Source organism: Flavobacterium sp. RHBU_3 (assembly GCF_046613565.1).
Classification (GTDB): Bacteria; Bacteroidota; Bacteroidia; order Flavobacteriales; family Flavobacteriaceae; genus Flavobacterium.
Window position 1 is genome coordinate 48,811 of the sequence record NZ_JBKJHC010000002.1, and the last position, 18,401, is coordinate 67,211.

General features: G+C 43.5%; 14 protein-coding genes. 10 read left to right on the forward strand and 4 right to left on the reverse strand.

Going from position 1 to position 18,401, the window contains the following annotated elements; translation table 11 throughout:
• Nucleotides 1–94 precede the first annotated feature (94 nt).
• From ACLI1A_RS02480 to ACLI1A_RS02520, 9 genes are all read left to right on the forward strand, one after another.
• Nucleotides 95–2,092 carry a KUP/HAK/KT family potassium transporter gene (locus ACLI1A_RS02480; protein WP_411406469.1) on the forward strand — a complete coding sequence of 666 codons (1,998 nt, stop codon included), beginning with the start codon at nucleotides 95–97 and terminating at the stop codon, nucleotides 2,090–2,092.
• Complete coding sequence (locus ACLI1A_RS02485; RefSeq protein WP_411405741.1) at nucleotides 2,085–2,909, forward strand: OmpA family protein; 825 nt, start codon at nucleotides 2,085–2,087, stop codon at nucleotides 2,907–2,909. Before ACLI1A_RS02480 ends, ACLI1A_RS02485 begins: the two co-directional genes overlap by 8 nt.
• A gap of 41 nt (nucleotides 2,910–2,950) precedes the next feature.
• Nucleotides 2,951–3,523: a hypothetical protein gene (locus ACLI1A_RS02490; protein ID WP_411405743.1), complete on the forward strand. Its 573-nt coding sequence runs from the start codon at nucleotides 2,951–2,953 to the stop codon at nucleotides 3,521–3,523.
• Between the two features lie 130 nt (nucleotides 3,524–3,653).
• Entirely contained in the window at nucleotides 3,654–4,871 is a 1,218-nt protein-coding gene (locus ACLI1A_RS02495; protein ID WP_411406471.1) for an aminotransferase class V-fold PLP-dependent enzyme, read from the forward strand.
• Between the two features lie 64 nt (nucleotides 4,872–4,935).
• Entirely contained in the window at nucleotides 4,936–5,397 is a 462-nt protein-coding gene (locus ACLI1A_RS02500; protein ID WP_411405745.1) for a hypothetical protein, read from the forward strand.
• A gap of 17 nt (nucleotides 5,398–5,414) precedes the next feature.
• The gene (locus ACLI1A_RS02505; protein WP_411405747.1) at nucleotides 5,415–5,834 is read left to right on the forward strand and encodes a SufE family protein; all 420 of its coding nucleotides are present in this window, start codon (nucleotides 5,415–5,417) and stop codon (nucleotides 5,832–5,834) included.
• Nucleotides 5,835–5,839: 5 nt separating this feature from the next.
• Nucleotides 5,840–6,163, forward strand: coding sequence for an SUF system Fe-S cluster assembly protein (locus tag ACLI1A_RS02510; protein ID WP_411405749.1), 324 nt, complete (start codon nucleotides 5,840–5,842; stop codon nucleotides 6,161–6,163).
• Nucleotides 6,164–6,345: 182 nt separating this feature from the next.
• Nucleotides 6,346–6,870: a DUF2480 family protein gene (locus ACLI1A_RS02515; protein ID WP_411405751.1), complete on the forward strand. Its 525-nt coding sequence runs from the start codon at nucleotides 6,346–6,348 to the stop codon at nucleotides 6,868–6,870.
• A gap of 63 nt (nucleotides 6,871–6,933) precedes the next feature.
• Nucleotides 6,934–7,824, forward strand: a complete 891-nt coding sequence (locus tag ACLI1A_RS02520) for a DUF3078 domain-containing protein (protein WP_411405753.1) — start codon at nucleotides 6,934–6,936, stop codon at nucleotides 7,822–7,824.
• Nucleotides 7,825–7,930: 106 nt separating this feature from the next.
• Here the strand turns inward: ACLI1A_RS02520 and ACLI1A_RS02525 are convergent, their stop codons facing one another.
• From ACLI1A_RS02525 to hflX, 4 genes are all read right to left on the reverse strand, one after another.
• Nucleotides 7,931–9,214: an MFS transporter gene (locus ACLI1A_RS02525; RefSeq protein ID WP_411405755.1), complete on the reverse strand. Its 1,284-nt coding sequence runs from the start codon at nucleotides 9,212–9,214 to the stop codon at nucleotides 7,931–7,933.
• Between the two features lie 48 nt (nucleotides 9,215–9,262).
• Complete coding sequence (locus tag ACLI1A_RS02530) at nucleotides 9,263–9,862, reverse strand: TetR/AcrR family transcriptional regulator (protein WP_411405757.1); 600 nt, start codon at nucleotides 9,860–9,862, stop codon at nucleotides 9,263–9,265.
• Between the two features lie 76 nt (nucleotides 9,863–9,938).
• Entirely contained in the window at nucleotides 9,939–10,496 is a 558-nt protein-coding gene (locus ACLI1A_RS02535) for a hypothetical protein (protein WP_411405759.1), read from the reverse strand.
• Between the two features lie 60 nt (nucleotides 10,497–10,556).
• Nucleotides 10,557–11,786: a GTPase HflX gene (gene hflX, locus ACLI1A_RS02540; RefSeq protein ID WP_411405761.1), complete on the reverse strand. Its 1,230-nt coding sequence runs from the start codon at nucleotides 11,784–11,786 to the stop codon at nucleotides 10,557–10,559.
• 165 nt (nucleotides 11,787–11,951) lie between these two features.
• On the opposite strand from hflX, the gene ACLI1A_RS02545 reads away from it, so the two are divergent.
• Complete coding sequence (locus tag ACLI1A_RS02545) at nucleotides 11,952–18,368, forward strand: fibronectin type III domain-containing protein (RefSeq protein WP_411405763.1); 6,417 nt, start codon at nucleotides 11,952–11,954, stop codon at nucleotides 18,366–18,368.
• The last annotated feature ends 33 nt before the right edge of the window (nucleotides 18,369–18,401 follow it).

Genomic DNA, 18,401 nt, shown 5'->3' on the forward strand with positions numbered 1-18,401 from the left:
GTGTAAATGCAACACCTGCAAGTGAAATATTAGCCCTTTTGCGATACCGCATGTTGTAAAATCTTCTAACTTTGTATTCTTTATAAATCAAACAATTGTCGTGAGCTCAAGTCACAAACACCTAAACAGTGTAACCTTAGGAGGCCTAATTGTTACACTGGGTATTATCTACGGGGATATTGGTACTTCGCCCCTTTACGTAATGAAGGCCATAGTAGGCGAAAAGCCCATAAATAGCGAAGTAGTGCTGGGAGCACTCTCGTGTATTTTTTGGACACTTACCCTACAAACTACGCTAAAATACGTAGTACTTACCCTACAGGCCGATAACAAAGGCGAGGGTGGTATTTTCTCACTGTACACACTGGTTAAGCGCCTTAAAAAGAAAGGACTTATTATTCCCGCTATTATAGGGGGTAGTGCCCTTTTGGCCGATGGTATTATTACCCCGCCCATTTCGGTTTCTTCGGCTATAGAAGGTCTTAAAATTTACAACCCGGAGCTGAATACTGTGCCTATTGTTATAGGCATATTGTTTGCGCTCTTTGTTATACAAAAATTTGGTACCAGCCTTGTAGGTAAGTTCTTCGGGCCTATGATGCTGTTATGGTTTGGTATGCTTGGTGTATTAGGTATTATACCCATATTTCAGTATGCTGAGGTACTTAAAGCGCTTAACCCATATTATGCCATAAACCTGCTTAGTGTGCACCACGACGGTTTTTATGTACTGGGTTTTGTATTCCTGTGTACTACAGGTGCCGAGGCGCTGTACAGCGACATGGGCCACTGCGGGCGTAGCAACATACGCATAAGCTGGGGGTTTGTTAAGTTTATGCTTATCCTTAACTATTTTGGACAGGGAGCATATCTTATATCACATGCCGGTAAAACACTTACCGCGCTTAGCCCTAGCCCTGAGGTGCCGGGTAACCCATTCTATCTGCTTATGCCCGACTGGTTCCTGCCGTTCGGTATTGCCATAGCTACTTCGGCGGCTATTATAGCATCGCAGGCGTTAATTAGCGGTTCGTTTACCCTTATCAGTGAGGCCATGCGCCTTAACTTCTGGCCTAAGGTATCGGTTAAGTTCCCTACAGAGCTAAAAGGACAAATTTATATTCCGTCTATAAACTGGTTGCTGTTTTGGGGTTGTGTATTCATTACACTCCACTTTAAAGAATCGGGTAATATGGAAGCTGCATACGGTCTTGCCATTGTACTTTGTATGATAATGACTACCATATTGCTGGGGTACTACATGGTTATGAAACGCTACAACAAGCTGTTCATACTGGGTACTGTGGCCATATATTTTACCATAGAGTTTTCGTTCCTTGTGGCTAATATGAGCAAGTTCCACCACGGTGGTTACGTTTCGCTGGGTATTGCCGGGTTACTTGCATTTATAATGTTTATGTGGTACAGAGCTAAGGAAATCCGTAGCGAGTATACTGAGTTTACAAAGATAGACAACTACAAGAATGTACTGGCCGAACTGAGTAACGACAGCTCTATACCTAAATACGCTACCCACCTGGTATACATGACCAATGCGGGTCTGAGCGATGAGGTAGAATCTAAAATTATTTATTCGATACTTCAAAAAAGGCCAAAACGTGCCGATATTTACTGGTTTGTTCACGTAAATGTGGTAGACGAACCGTATACAATGGAGTACCGTGTACGCGAAATTGTAAAAGATGACGTTATACGTGTAGACTTCTACCTTGGTTTCAGGGTACAGCCGCGTATAAACCTTATGTTTAAACAGGTAGTACGCGACCTTGTGAAGCGTGGAGAAGTGGATATTACGAGCCGTTATGAATCGCTTAGCCGAAATAACGTAATTGGCGACTTTAAGTTTGTTATTATTGAGAAGTTCCTGAGCTACGACAACGATTTGCCGTGGTTAGAGCGTATAATTCTTGATATTTACTTTGTGCTGAAAAAAGTCAGTCTGTCAGAAGGAAGAGCGTTTGGGTTAGACAGCAGTTCGGTTAAGGTAGAAAAGTTCCCTATTGTAATACATCCGCCGGAAGATATAAGCCTGTGCAGGATAGATGATAAAACCCCACAAAACAATGCTTAGAAAAGTTATTTACCTGTTTTTGATTTTCGCCCCACTTATAGCCCGGGCACAAGAAGAAACCGTGTATTCGGTTTACTTTGAGTTTGATAAATACAACCTTGATGAAAAACAGGGAAATGGTGTAGTTGCTTTTATTAAAGCGCTTGATACTACCCGTATAGAAACCATTCAGATATTTGGTTACTGCGACGACCGAGGTAAAGACAGCTACAACCTTAAACTAAGTAAAAACCGCGCCAATACCATTAAAGACAAGCTGGTAGGGCAAGGTGTTAAAAACAAGATTATTATTACCATAGAAGGTAAAGGGCGTATATTACTGGAAGAAGATATAGACAATAAAAGCGAGGCACGGTCTAAAAACCGCCGCGTAGACGTTGTGGTAAACTTTAGGGCTGCACCGCCGCCAAAGCTGGAACCCGGCATGTACCATATAGACGACCTTAAGGCAAATATGGTGGTGGGTGACCGCATTTACCTGGACAATATCCTTTTTGAAAAGGGTAAAAGCCAGTTAACCCTTAGCTCCAAAAAAGAGTTGGACAGGATTATTAAGATATTGCAGAAATATAAGAACCTGCAGTTCGAAATCCAGGGGCATATATGTTGTACGCCTACGTTCCAAAAGGAGGCTATAGACATGGGCACCCGCCAGCGCGAGCTGAGTATAAACCGTGCAAAAACGGTATACAACTACCTTAAGCTAAAGAAAATTGCAGCTAACCGCATGACATATAAAGGCTACGGAAATACCAAGCCGCTGGGCAAAGGCCCGGAGTATGACCGCCGTGTAGAACTGGTAATTACCAAGATATAGATTCAATCCCGCTTCGGCGGGATTTTTTATATATTAGGGCTATGAAAAAACATAGGTTGCTGTTATTTACCAACATTATCTTTTTCCTGCTTATTAATACCCGTTATTTCTGGGAAGGTTGGCTGGGCGTACTTACCATCCCCGTTTTTGTATTGCTTGTGCTTTTGTACTTAATACTGGCTGTTGCAGCTTTAGCACAACTTATAATAATCATCAGGGAAAAATTATCCGATAAAAAAAGGTTCAAGGTTTTTGCCTTATTGGCAACGTGCCTTGTTCTTATTTTCCTTTTTCCTAACGGAATTATACCTTTTGAAAAACTTGAAAGTAACCCCCTATTAGTAGCCTATCGCGAAGGTGTAGCCAGTTGTATGTGTACACTAAAACTCAGGGAAAATAAAACATATCTTTTTAGGGAAACATGTTTCGGTATTGATGAAGAAACCGGTGATTACACCGTTAAGGGTGATACCGTATTTTTTGATTCCCGCAGTGGTGTAAAAGGCTACCATTATGCAGTAATTAAAGGCGAAAGTATACTGCTCGGACCACCGAAAAAGGATGGCTATCCATTTTATTTGGCTATAAAAGAAAATGATTTGCTAAAAAAGTAACGCTTATTTAGAACCAAAATGCATAAGGGTGCTTTTTAAGGTTTACAAGGGTACTTTTTAAAAAAACATGACGTAACTTTGCAAAAAACTATTGCACATGGATGCAGTTGCCCAAAAAGAAAGGATAAACATGTTTGATATACAGGCTATAAGAGCCGATTTCCCTATTTTAAACGAAAAAGTAAACGGCAAGCCGCTGGTTTACTTTGACAATGCCGCTACTTCACAAAAGCCACAGGTGGTTATAGATGCTATAAGTAACTATTACAGCACCATTAACGCTAACATTCACCGTGGTGTACATACACTTAGCCAGCTGGCTACTGATGCGTATGAGGTATCGCGCCACACCATACAAAAACACATAAATGCTGCCCATGCCCATGAGGTGCTGTTTACCTCAGGTACTACCCACGGTATTAACCTTGTGGCAAGTGGTTTTACCCAGTTTTTAAAGCCGGGTAATGCTGTTATGGTATCGGCTATGGAACACCACAGCAATATAGTGCCTTGGCAAATGCTGTGCGAACGCACCGGAGCCGACCTCCAAGTTATACCGATGGATGAAAACGGGGAGTTAATACTGCCTGCGTTTGACAGCCTTTTGGCAGAGGGGCGTACTAAGATTGTTGCAGTGAACCACATCAGCAATTCACTGGGTACCATGAACCCGGTAAAATACATTATAGACAAAGCGCATGCTGCCGGAGCTGCCGTACTTATAGACGGCGCCCAGGCTGCACCGCACCTTACCATAGACGTACAGGCGCTCGATGCCGATTTTTACGCCTTTAGCGGGCATAAAGCGTGCGGACCTACAGGTACGGGTGTTTTGTATGGAAAAGAGGCGTGGCTGGAAAAATTACCCCCTTATCAGGGCGGTGGCGAAATGATTAAGGAGGTTTCTTTTGAAAAAACAACCTATGCCGGGCTTCCGCATAAGTTTGAAGCCGGTACCCCACACATAGAGGGCGGCATTGTTTTGGGTACAGCCATAGACTACCTAAACGGCATTGGTATGGACAAAATAGCCGTGTATGAGCACCAGTTACTGGTGTACGGTACACAAAAACTATCTGAAATAGAAGGTATACAGTTTGTAGGTACCGCTAAAGAAAAAGCTTCGGTAATATCGTTTAACCTGCAGGGCATCCACCCGTATGATATAGGCGCTATTGTAGACAAAATGGGCATAGCAGTGCGTACGGGCCACCACTGTACACAGCCGGTTATGCAGCATTTTAATATTCCGGGTACGGTAAGGGCTTCGTTTGCATTTTACAATACCACAGAAGAGATAGATGCGCTTGTGGCGGCAGTGAAAAAGGCACAAATGATGCTGGGATAATAATTGGCAGATTTTTTGCTATTTTTACCATGAGGCCTTATACGGCCCGCCTAAAAACTTTACGATGAAAAAACTATTTACATTGTTTGCCCTGGGCCTGGTGCTGGTTACAGGTTGTGCCTCTAAAAAGAAAGCGCAGGAGGAAGCCGCCAAACAGGCTGCAAACCTGGAGTTTGAATACAAAGCCATAACCCGTGGCAGCCAGTATAATGTTGTTATCAGCAAGGCCGGTATATGGGCTTCTTCTGTACGTGGAAACAAGCCTGAGGCTAAAAAAATTGAATCAGTACAGTGGGATGAGCTGGTAAAGCTATACAACGACAACGTAACCAAAAAAGGAGTAAAGCTTGAAGAGCTGGAAGCACCAAGCAAAAAACACCAGTTTGATGGTGCTATGGCAGCTAACCTCACCGTAAGGTCAGGGGAGCAGGCCACTACCAGCATAACCTTTGACCACGGTAACCCTCCGGCACAAATAAAACCGGTTGTAGACAAGATAGTGCAGCTTGCCGGGTTTGAAAAATAAGAATACGAACACAGTATATGACCATTAAAGAAATACAAGACGAAATCATTGACGAGTTTTCTATGTTTGATGAGTGGGACGAGCGCTACCAGTACGTAATAGACCTGGGGAAATCGCTTCCGCTGATAGATGAACAGTACAAAACCGAAGATAATATTATTAAAGGCTGCCAAAGCAAAGTGTGGTTGCACGCCGAAGCAAACGATGGTAACATAGTGTTTACTGCCGATAGCGATGCCATACTTACCAAAGGGCTTATAGCCATAATGATCAGGGTATTCAGTGGGCAAAAACCTGCCGCGATACTGGAGGCCGACACCGCTTTTGTAGATGAAATAGGCCTTAAGGAACACCTTTCGCCTACAAGGGCAAACGGCCTTGTAAGCATGATAAAACAGATAAAAATGTACGCACTGGCTTTCAGTGCCAAAAACTAAGAAATATGGAGCACGAAATAGATACTGCACAACTTGGCGAAGAAATCGTAAAGGTGCTTAAAGGGATTTACGACCCTGAAATTCCGGTAGATATATACGAACTGGGCCTGGTGTACGACGTTATGGTAAACACCGATAACGAAGTGAAAATACTAATGACCCTTACATCGCCAAACTGCCCGGTGGCCGAGAGCCTTCCGCTGGAAGTAGAGGAGAAGATAAAAAACATAGAGGGCGTAAAAGCCGCTGAGGTAGAAATTACCTTCGACCCGCCATGGACTCGCGACCTTATGAGCGAAGAAGCCAAACTGGAGCTGGGAATGCTTTAATTGCGTCTTATACTTCTAAAAGGCGAAAGTCATAAGGTCGTAAAGGATATCCACCCCGCCCTGCGGGCACCCCTCCGTAGGAGGGGAATAGTAGTAACCGAACATCAGAGTGGCATTCCTTCCTACAGAGGGGAGACTGAAAGCCGGGGTGGGTATGTAACACTTTTTAATAAAGGTTGATTATGAAACCCGAAATAAACACAGAAGACGAGATTGTAAACCGTGTGGCAAACAGTGCCCTGCAGGTTTTTGATCTTGAAGATTATTACCCGGATGGCGAGCGCGTGGCACTCGATGTTTCGGGCTGGTTGTGGCAGGGGCTTGTATTGCGGGAAAAAGAGTTTCGCGATGCCCTTAAAAACCACGACTGGGAGCAGTACAGTGGCAAGTTTGTAGCTGTATTTTGCAGTGAAGATGCTATAGTACCCGCATGGGCTTATATGCTGGTTACCACCTACCTGCAACCTTTTGCCAAAAAGATAGTTCAGGGCAGTATAGACCGCCTGAATGTACTGGTGTACCAGGAAATACTTGATGGGCTTGACTATTCTCCTTATGCCGATAAACCGGTGATTATAAAAGGCTGTTCGCGCAAGCCCGTGCCTGAGGAGGCTTATGTAATAGCCACACAAAAGCTGATGCCGGTAGCCAAAAGCATTATGTTTGGCGAGGCTTGTTCGTCAGTGCCGCTTTATAAGCGCAGATAGTTTTAACGAAAGTTTAAAATTTGCCGCCTTACCAAGTACTATATTTGTAAAAACCCGACAATTATGAAGAAGATACTTACGTTTTTTGCAACTGTTGCCATTGCTTTTACTGTAACTGCCCAAGATGCCGAAAATCCGGCGAAAGCCGATAACGATACCATAGGCCCCTGGACAAAAAAAGGCAATGCCTCGTTATTGTTTAACCAAAGTACCTTTGACAACTGGGTTGCCGGTGGCGAAAACAACATATCGGGTACGCTGGGTTTTAACTATGATTTTAATTACAAAAAAGGCGACTGGAGCTGGGATAACAAAGTAATAGCGTCGTATGGTGTAGTAAAAACGCGAAACAGCTCATTTGCGAAGAAAACAGACGACCGGATGTACTACAACTCGGTTTTGGGTAAAAAAGCGGCTGAGCACTGGTTGTATACAATGCTGTTGAACTTCCGTACGCAGTTTACCAAAGGATATAACTACAGTAAAGATGCAAATGGTGCCGAAGTACGCGAGGAGTATACTAATTTCTTTTCTCCTGCCTACCTGCTTGTGGGGCCGGGTATGGAATATAAAAAGAATGATAACCTGAAGATAAACATTTCTCCGGCTACATCTAAGTTTACGTTTGTAGACAAGAACTACACCCTGCCCGATGAGGCTTATTTTGGGGTAAAGGAAGGTGAAACCATGCGTTATGAGCTGGGTTTTAACGCTAATATGTATTACAAGCTGGATGTTATAGCCAATGTAACCTTTGAAAACATAGTGAACCTGTATTCAAACTACCTTGAAGATCCTCAGAATGTCGATATTGACTACCAGTTAAATATTGTAATGAAGATAAACCGTTACCTTACAACCAATCTGCAATTTCAAACCATATATGACGACAACGCCTATCGTGGTTTCCAGGTAAGGCAGGTATTTGGTGTAGCGGCTAACTATGGTTTTTAGTTTTTTAGTTTACGGTTTACGGTTAACAGTTTAACCATAAATATAAAAACAAAACCCTGAAAGTAATTGACTTTCAGGGTTTTGTTTATGTCTGTTTAAATTATGTTTACACTTCCGGTACGCCTATTTCTTCTATATCGTCCTGTGGCTTGGGTGCTGCACTGGGTTTGGCTTTTATCATAAGATACACCCTGTACATAAGCGCTATGCTTATAAGAGTAATGCATCCCACTACATACCCCAGGGTATCAAAATGTTGTAGCGGGCTGTTTTCGTTTTCCTGGTATACTATCCAGCCACCTATGGCTGCAGCAATACCACCCGATATTTGCTGTAACGATGAGTTAATGCTCATAAATGCACCCCTGTCCTGCATTTCGGGCACACCCGATATCATGGCTGTACTGGGCACCATACGGCCCATAATGCCTATCATCATCAGAACATTTACGGTAATTACCAGCCATAGTGGCGATGCACCCAGGTGGGTATAAATTATTACAATACCTATCATCCACAGACAGCCTGCTGCAAAAATTTTAAACTTATCTACCTTGTCGCTTACTATACCCATAATAGGCATGATTATAAGGGTGAAAATCCCGGCTATAAAGTAAATTATGGGCAGTTGTGCCGATGATATACCTATGTTGTTGGTTACAAAAGTACTGCTGTAAGGCATCATCATAAAACCACCTATAGAAAGCAGGGCAGTGGCGGTAAACCCCACCCTGTAGTCTCTTTTAGAAACTGTGTGCCACAAGTGGAGTAGGGGCGATTTGTCTTGTTTCAGCTTTAAGTGTTCGGCTACGGGCTGCAATTTAAAGGCTATAAGTGCCATAATAATACCCGCTACCACTACGATGCCTAAAAATGGCGCGTGCCAGTCCAGGTATTCGGCTGCTGTAAGACCTATGGGTATGCCCAGTACCTGACTGGCGCCAAACCCCATTTGCATAAAGCTCATAACGCGTCCGCGCTGGTTCAGGGCAAACAAATCGGTTACTATAGCAAAGGTGATAGAGCCTATAACCCCGCCAAAAATTCCTGTAAAAATACGGGCGGCTACCAGCGTAGCAAAAGTATTGGCTATACCGCAAAAGAAGGTGCCTATTATAAACCCTCCGTAGAAAAATACTAATAGTTTTTTACGGTCGAATTTATCGGCAAAACCCGCTGCTAACAAGCCCGATATACCGGCGCTGAATGCATAAGCCGATACGGCGATACCAAACTCACTTTGGGTCATATGCATGGACTTGGTAAGAATGGTGCCCAAGGGTGACATAACCATGAAGTCCAGTATTACCGTAAACTGGGTCATGGCCAGGATAAAAATGACCAGCTTCTGGTAACCCGAAAGCGGATTGTCATTTGATTTAGTTTTCATAACTGTTCGTTTTTAAGATGTGATGTGTGTATAAATGATGATTGAACTTTATTGTTTATCGGGTGTTAGTGCTTTGATTACAGCAGTAAACACCTGGTCTTTCATTTCTTCGGTTAGTTTAAAGGGTTTGTTTCCCATGCTTTTTCCCTCGGCTTCAAAACGAAGGAGGGTGTACATAGGGGCGTAGGCTATACTCCAGAACACCTCAAAAGGCAGGTGAACCAGTTCGCCGCGATCTCTTGCATTTTTGGTAAATGTTCCCAGGATTTCCTTAAAGTTGCCCACACTGTTTTGCAGCACATAGTCGTTGTGTGGTGAGTGGCGGATGACCTCCCAGCACTGCATGGCGGCTTTGTTCTCTAAGGTATAATTCAGGCGGTTGTTCCATTGTATGCGCAGCCCTTCGGCAAAATGCATTTCGGGGCTGAAGCCTTTTAAGGCACCTTCAAAGAAACCTTTGCCCAGCTCTATCCCTATTTTTTTGATGAGGTCGTCTTTGTCTGCGTAATAGATATATAATGTAGCTACCGATATGCCGCAGGCTTTGGCCAGTTTGTTCATACTAAAGCCTTCAAAGCCAAGTTCTACAAGTAGTTCTATAGCTTTTTGTTTTACAAGGGCTTCTTTATCGGTGTTACGGGTACGCATTGATTTATATTTTGACGATGCAAATATAAATGAATGTTCATTCACTTTTAAAAAATCGATATTATTTTTTTAGCAGTTATTCTTCCTCAGTCCCAAAGTCATCGTCATCAATTTCGTTTGGGAGAATTGTGCCAGAGGAATCTAAACGTACATCAAAACGATAACAATAATCAGAATCAGGCATACAAAAGTAAACAATAAGAGGTGCAAAACCTTTTTTCAGCGGGTGATTTAGCATAACCCCTTGTAGTGTCATGCTCTCATAATCAGGTAAATGATTTTTAAAAAGCTCTTTGTTCAAGGTTATGGTATCTTTTCTGTTATCAATAAGATGTACCAGTTTTTCACGATAATTCAGCACATCCGGCTTTCCCTGTACGTTTACCGCATCCTGTTTAAAGACAACAGCATCAGTAAACTCTGTAGTTACAGTATACGAAGTATTGTTAAGTCTAACTGTGCCAACTGTTTCAGTGCTTTTATGTTGCGGCTCAAATCGTTTTATTGGCACAACAGCCTGTTTTGTTGTGCCGGTGCCTGAATCATGTGGTTGTGAGGGATTGAGCGTTTCGCTATCTTTTTTACAACTAAAAAGAGCTGAAAGGAGTATAATAGACAGGATAAAATTTTTCACAATGATAGTATGGTTTTGTTCGTCAATATGTGTTTACCAAGTCTATAACCCCAAACAAAATTATTCTTTTTCTTCTGCAAGGTTTTCCTTGTAGTCCGGATATAGAAATTTGTTATAAGGAAAACGTGTAATGTGTATTTCCCTTACGGCTTCATATACCTTTTCGCGGAATTCCTCAAAGTTTTCTTTGTTGGTAGCTGAGATAAACAGGGCGTTCTTTTCACCCACGTTGCTCATCCAGGTTTGTTTCCATTCTTCCAGCGAATAGTGGCGACTGGTTTTTTCGGTAACCAGGTCATCTTCGTCAATCACAAGCGGTTTATAGGCGTCTATTTTGTTAAACACCATTATGGTAGGCTTGTCGTTACTTTTTATGTCCTGCAAAATTTGGTTTACCGATGCTATATGGTCTTCAAAATCAGGGTGTGAAATATCTACCACGTGCAGCAGCAGGTCGGCTTCACGTACCTCGTCCAGTGTACTTTTAAACGATTCTACCAGCTGGGTAGGCAGCTTGCGGATAAACCCTACCGTGTCAGACAACAGGAATGGCAGGTTTTTTATTACTACCTTACGTACTGTAGTATCAAGCGTGGCGAAGAGTTTGTTTTCCACAAACACCTCGCTTTTGCTAATCACATTCATCAGTGTGCTTTTACCCACATTAGTATACCCTACAAGGGCTACACGTACCATGGCGCCGCGATTACTGCGCTGTACGCCCATTTGCCGGTCTATGGTTCTTATACGTTCTTTAAGTAGTGCTATACGGTCGCGCACTATACGGCGGTCTGTTTCAATTTCCGTTTCACCGGGGCCACGCATACCTATACCGCCGCGCTGACGCTCAAGGTGGGTCCACATACCGCTAAGGCGTGGCAGCAGGTACTGGTATTGTGCCAACTCTACCTGTGTACGGGCGTATGATGTTTCTGCACGTTGTGCAAAAATATCCAGGATAAGGTTAGTACGATCCAGCACCTTACAATCCAGTATATTGTTCAGGTTTTTTTGTTGTGCTGGTGTAAGCTCGTCGTCAAAGATTACGGTTTTTACGTCGTTTTCTTTTATGTAGAGGTGAATTTCGTCTATTTTACCGGTCCCAAGAAAGGTCTTTGGGTTGGGTTTATCCATACGTTGCGAAAAGCGTTTTATAACCTCTCCCCCGGCAGTAAAAGTCAGGAATTCGAGCTCATCCAGATATTCTGAAAGTTTTTCCTCACTTTGTTGCTGGGTAATTATGCCTGCTACAACGGTTTTTTCGTATACTGTATTTTCTTTTTCGAGCATAAGAATTTTAATGATTTAGCAAAAATACAAAAATTAAATCCTATTAAATTTATTGTTGTGTCAATATAAGCGATTCTGAAAAAGATTTGTTAAATTTTACAGATAAGTTAAGTATATGTTATATTTTTTTAAATTTGGGAATTAAATTTACCTAAACGAAAAACTATGAAGAAAATTACGTTCGTGATTTTCGCCTTTCTGACATCCCTTTGCAGCTTTGCGCAGCTTGCCTTAGAGGATTTCGAGGGAACCTGGACCACCGGTCAGGGACCCACAGGATGGTCGATAATCAATGTGGCCGGCCCGGCCCAAACATGGCAGCAGGCAAATAACACTGCCGCACAGCCTGCCTACCAGGGTGTACATGCAGCTTTTCTTAACAAAGAAAACGTTGCAACAGGTACTCAGTCTGAAGACTGGTTAATTACTCCACAGTTTACTGTGCCTACTAACGGACAGCTTCACTTCTTCTCGAGGCTTACCGTAAACGGTGACCAGGGAACGGCCTACAAATTAATGATAGGTACAGACCCTACAAACACCGCAACGTTTACACAGGTTACAAACTGGACCGAACTTACACTAAACACCGTACAGCAAGAGTATGAAGAAAAAATCATTGATCTTCCTGCTGCTAACTACGGACAGCAACGTTACCTTGCCTTTGTAATGATGGGCGATGACGGCGATCGTTGGCTTATAGACAACGTTAGTGTAATGCAGTTATGTTCTCCTCCCACTAACTTAACTGCATCTAATGCTACTACAACTTCTTCGCAGCTTAGCTGGACTGATGCCTCTGGCGCCGGTTCTTGGGAAATAGAAGTAGTAGCCCCGGGTAACACCCCTACAGGTTCGGGGGTAGTATATACAGGTACTCTACCGTATACTGCTACAGGCCTTACTGCTACTACTACTTACACATATTACGTAAGATCTCTTTGTTCTCCTTCAGGTAACAACAGTACCTGGGCGGGACCTTTTACGTTTAGTACCCTTACCTGCGAACTTTCTCAGCAGTGTACTTACGTATTTAACCTTACCGACTCTTTTGGTGACGGCTGGAATGGCAATACCATGACGGTAGCCCAAAACGGAATAACTATGGCCACCCTTAGCCTTGCTTCGGGAAGTGCTTCTACTGTAAACGTTCCGCTATGTGACGGTATTCCGTTTACGCTATACTGGAACAGCGGAGGTACCTGGGCTGCTGAAGTAGGTGTTTCTGTAAGCAACAACTTCGGACAGATTATTTATACCAAAGCTGCAGGATCTGGAACACAAAACTCATTACTGTATACAGGTACTGTAGATTGTGATACGCCACTTTGTTTACCACCAAGCGGACTTACTGCAACTAACATTACCGAGACTACTGCTTCTTTAGGGTGGGGTAGTGCCACAACAGGTAACTGGGAATATTATCTTGTTACTGCCGGTTCTGCTGCACCAACCGCGAGCAGCACAGGTGTAGTTACCACTACTCAGCCGGTTACGGTTACAGGCCTTACTGCAAGTACAGGTTATAGCTACTATGTAAGGATTATTTGCGATGGCGGTACTACAAGTACGTGGGCAGGTCCTTATAGTTTTACTACTACGCAAATACCTGCACAGCTAAACTTTACTGAAAATTTTGAAGGCGGTCTTAGCTGGACACTTCTTAACGGTACACAAACTAATAAATGGTTTTACGGTACCGCTACAAGTAACAGCCCTACGCATTCATTATATATAACAAACGATGCTGGTGTATCTAACGCATACACAAACAACAGTACTTCTATAGTACACGCATATCGCGATATTGCAATACCTGCGGGTGCTACAGATGTAAGCTTTTCATTTGACTGGAAAAACCTTGGTGAAACCGGTTGGGACTTTATAAGGGTATATGCTGTACCTACTAACTTTGTGTTTACGCCGGGTACCATGATAGGTACGCTGCCTACAAACGGTATACAACTTGGTGCCAACTTTGTAGGTAACAGTAACTGGACAACTTACAGCCAAATATTTAATGCCTCTGCGTATGCTAACGGAACTATGAGGCTTATTTTCCAGTGGCGTAATGACGGTTCGGGTGGTAGTAACCCTCCGGGCGCTATAGACAACATTAACCTTACACTTATTACTTGTCCGCAACCGTTAAACGTTCTTGTAAGTAACATTACTGCCGGCGAAGCTACTGTAGCCTGGACAAATCAGGGTACGGCTACTTCATGGGAAGTAATAGTACAGCCCGCTACAGACGCTGCTCCTACAGCTTCTTCTGTAGGTACTGTGGTTACTACTAACCCATATACTGTAACCGGTCTTACATCGGGTACACTTTACAAAGCATATGTAAGGGCTATATGTAGTGATACAGATAAGAGTCTTTGGACTGCTTCTGCTAACTTTAACACTACTATATGCGACCCTGCACAACAGTGTTCATACAGCTTTATCCTTACCGACTCTTTTGGTGACGGATGGAATGGTAATACTATGTCTGTAATGCAAAATGGTATTGTAGTAGGCACACTTAACCTGGCTTCGGGTGCAGGTCCTGTTACTGTAACCGTACCGCTTTGTGACGGTATACCTTTCACCCTGTTCTGGAACTCGGGCGGAAGCTGGGCTACAGAGGTAGGTGTATCTGTGCAAAACAACTTTGCTCAAACACTATATACCCATGCACCGGGCACCAGCTTACAAAACACCCTGCTATATACAGGTAATGTAGACTGTGATACTCCTGAATGTTTACCTCCAAGTGGTCTTTATGCTACTACACTTACATACTCTGCTACGGTAGGCTGGGGAGGCTCTGCCACAGGTAACTGGGAAGTGTACTATACCGGCGCAGGTAATGCTGCTCCTGGTGATACAGAAACTAACGTAATAACTACTACAGAAAACCCTGTAACTATTGAAGGCTTAAATGCCAGTACTCAATATGATTTTTATGTACGTGTAATTTGTGAAAACGGCACCAGTTCATGGGCAGGTCCTTACACATTTGAAACGCTTCCGCTTTGTCCGGATCCTACAAACATAGAAATTCACTGTCTTGATTCTACAAGTGCTACCTTTACATGGCAGGCAGGTGCCGGTGAAACTTCATGGGAAGTTGCCGTAGTAACTGCTTCATCTCCGGTTCCTACAACAGGCACTGTGGTAACTGAGCCGGTTTACTATGTAGAAAACCTTTCAGTAAGCACCCAGTACACCTTCTACGTAAGGGCGGTATGTGAGCTTGTAGATGGCTACAGCTCTTGGGTTGAATTAGACTTTACTACTCCGGTGGTATCTGCAGGTCAGGCCCAGGCACTATGTGCGGGTATTCTTGCTGTGCCTCAAAGTAGCAACTACGGAGGTACCGTACCGGCTTATGGCCAGGTAGGCTGTTTATACAGTACTCCTAACCCTACATGGTACTATGTTACCCTGGGTGGTACAGGAGAAGTTGTGCTAAACCTTACTCAGGTAAACACCAACGGTACTCCTATCGACGTAGACTTTGCTGCATTTGGTCCGTTTGATTCGTTAGGTGAAGCTTGTTACCAAATAGGTAGCCCTCCTAACACTTCTTATATTGTAGACTGTAGCTACTCTGCTTCTGCTACAGAAACCATTAACGTAACCGGTAACCCTGGCGATGTATTTGCCCTACTTGTTACTAACTTTAACGGTTCTCAGGGTACTACAACCATCACCCAGACATCTGGGCCAGATGTAAGTTGTGTGCCGACTGTAGAACTTGGCCCGAACCTTGTACTTTGTGATACTGATTCGCACAACATTACTGCTACAGTAAACAACCCTGGCGACCCTCAGGTATACACTTATACATGGTCTATGGACGGTGTTGAATTTACGCCTACAGTTGTTACCACAACATCAGATAGCCAAACAATAACGGTTACTGAAGAAGGTAGCCACGTGTATACTGTGGTTGTAAGTATGCCAATACCGGTTTCTCCTGATCCTGTTACTGATACTGTAACCATAGCTATAAGCCATCCGTTTACTGCTCCGGTATTCGATGCAGTAACTGTTTGTGGCGACGGCACATCTTCTCAGGCCGACCTTTCGGGTGTTAACCCTCTTGGTACACTTGACTCAACAATGTATGGTGGAGCTATTTATGCTTCTCAGTCAAATGCTAACACAGGTACTAACCCTATAGATACTTCGGTGCCGTTTACGGTAACAGGAAGTGGACAAACACTATATATTGCTGTTTGGGATTTAGCCGTGCCTACTTGTAAAAAAGTAGCTACACTTCAAATAAACGTAACTAATGCTGCTACAGCTACAGTTACTTATACTCCTGCCGAGCTTTGTACTACCAGCGACCCTGTAACTCCTGCAGTAGTAGGTAGTACAGGTGGTGTGTTTAGCGCTACCCCGGAAGGACTTGCTATAGACGCTGCTACGGGTACTGTAACCCCAGCAGAAAGTACAGCAGGTGTTTATCAGGTTATTTATACAATAGCTGCTACAGCAACCTGTCCTGAATTTGTATCAGAGCCGGTTACTGTAACTATATTCGAGCCGCTTTCAGGTTCTGTTACTTACAGTGGTCCTTACTGTAATACTGCCGGCGTTGCCGATCCTACGATTGACGCAGGTATTGCAGGAGGTACATTTGCTGGTGATTCCGGTCTTGTAATAGACCCAACTACTGGTCAGATAGATCTTACGCTTAGCACAGTTGGCGAACATACAGTTACGTATACTCCACCTGCAAGCGGCCCTTGTAGCGGTGCGCCAATAACAATTACAGTTGTTATTAACGAAGCGTACAGCGCAACCATAACTTACGGTACAGCTCCATTCTGTACAGACGGTGGTGTTGCTACACCAGTACTAACCGGTGATTCAAACGGTGTGTATCAGGTTACTCCTGCCGAGGGTCTTGTTATAGATCCTGTAACAGGTGAAATAACTCTTGCTGAGAGTACACCAGGAACTTATGAAATAGTTTACTTTATAGCTGCTAACGATTCTTGTAGTGATTTTACATCGCTTCCTGCAACTGTGGTTATAGAGCCTGCACAGGTAGCTACTGAATTTACTTACAGTGGGCCTTACTGTTCTAATGATGGTACTGCAACTGTAACTATTACTACCGAAGGTACTCCTGATGGTGTGTTTACAGCTACCCCTGCCGGATTAGCAATTAATGCTTCAACCGGTGAAGTAGACCTTGCGGCAAGTGCTTACGGAACTTATCAGGTAGTTTATACTACTCCTGGTTCTACAGCTTGTGCACCGGTTGTTTCTAGCCCGGTAGAAATTGTAATCAATGAATTGCCTACTGCTTCAATAGCATATAGCGCAAGCCAGTTCTGTTCAGATGCCGGTATTGCTACAGTTCAGCTTACATCTACAGGTCCTGGTGCTACGGCAGGTACTTATACAAGCACTCCTGAGGGTGTTGTATTTGTTGCCGGAACAGGCGATATAGATCTTGCTGCAAGTACTCCTGGCACTTATGATATTACTTACACTATAGCAGCTGCTGGTGGTTGTGATGCTGTAGTTGCTACTGCAACAGGTATAATGATTACTGCTAAGCCAAGTGCTGAGTTTGGTTACAGCTACCCTACAGTTTGTGATAACGCAGGCACAATGAGCCCTGTGGCTGTAGATGCTGGTACATTAGGCACATTTACAGTAGATGTTGCAGGCCTTAATATAGACAGTGCTACAGGTGTTATTACTCCTGCGGGCAGTACTCCTGGTACATATGTTGTTACTAACACGGTTACTGCATTTGCAGGTTGTGAGGGTACTTATACATTTACAGTAGTTATAACTCCTGCTCCGGTAGCTGAGTTTACTTATAGCGCTCCTGCTTACTGTGTGGCTGGTGATGATATCCCTGAACCGGCACTTGCTGGCGATGCAGGTACGTTTACCGCTACTCCTGCAGGTCTTGCTATAGATGCTGCTACAGGTATTATAGACCTGGACAACAGTACACCGGGTACATATACTGTAATTAACACCATTACAGGTACTGATGACTGTCCTACAGTAGTAAGTAACCCTGTAACTGTAACTGTAACAGCACTTCCTGTTATAGCTTATACAGAAGGTTGTGATGGTACTCAGTATACTCTTGCTGTAGTACTGACAGATGATCCTGTTTATGGTGTTGACGATGTTACTATTACTTGGCAGTCAGGTTCTGTAAACGGTCCTGTTATCGGTACAGATGAAACTGTAGTAATTACCGAAGGTGGTACTTACTATGTAACTATAACTCCGGAAACTGGCGCAGCTTGTCCTGTAACTCAAGAAATTGTTGTGGCAAACACTATCTGTGAAGTTCAGCGCGGTATTTCACCGAACAATGACGGACTGAATGATACGTTCGACCTTACTGGTTATGGTGTTACCAAACTGGAAATATTTAACCGTTACGGTAAAGAAGTGTTCAGCTTTAATGGCGCTTACACTAACCAGTGGAACGGTAAAACAAGCGGTGGAGAAGAGCTACCAACAGGTACCTATTTCTACATGCTTCACCGAAATACTGGTGAAAACAAAACCGGATGGGTTTATATTAACAGAGAAGTAAAATAAATTATATTGGGAAATGGCCTGCTGTATATACTG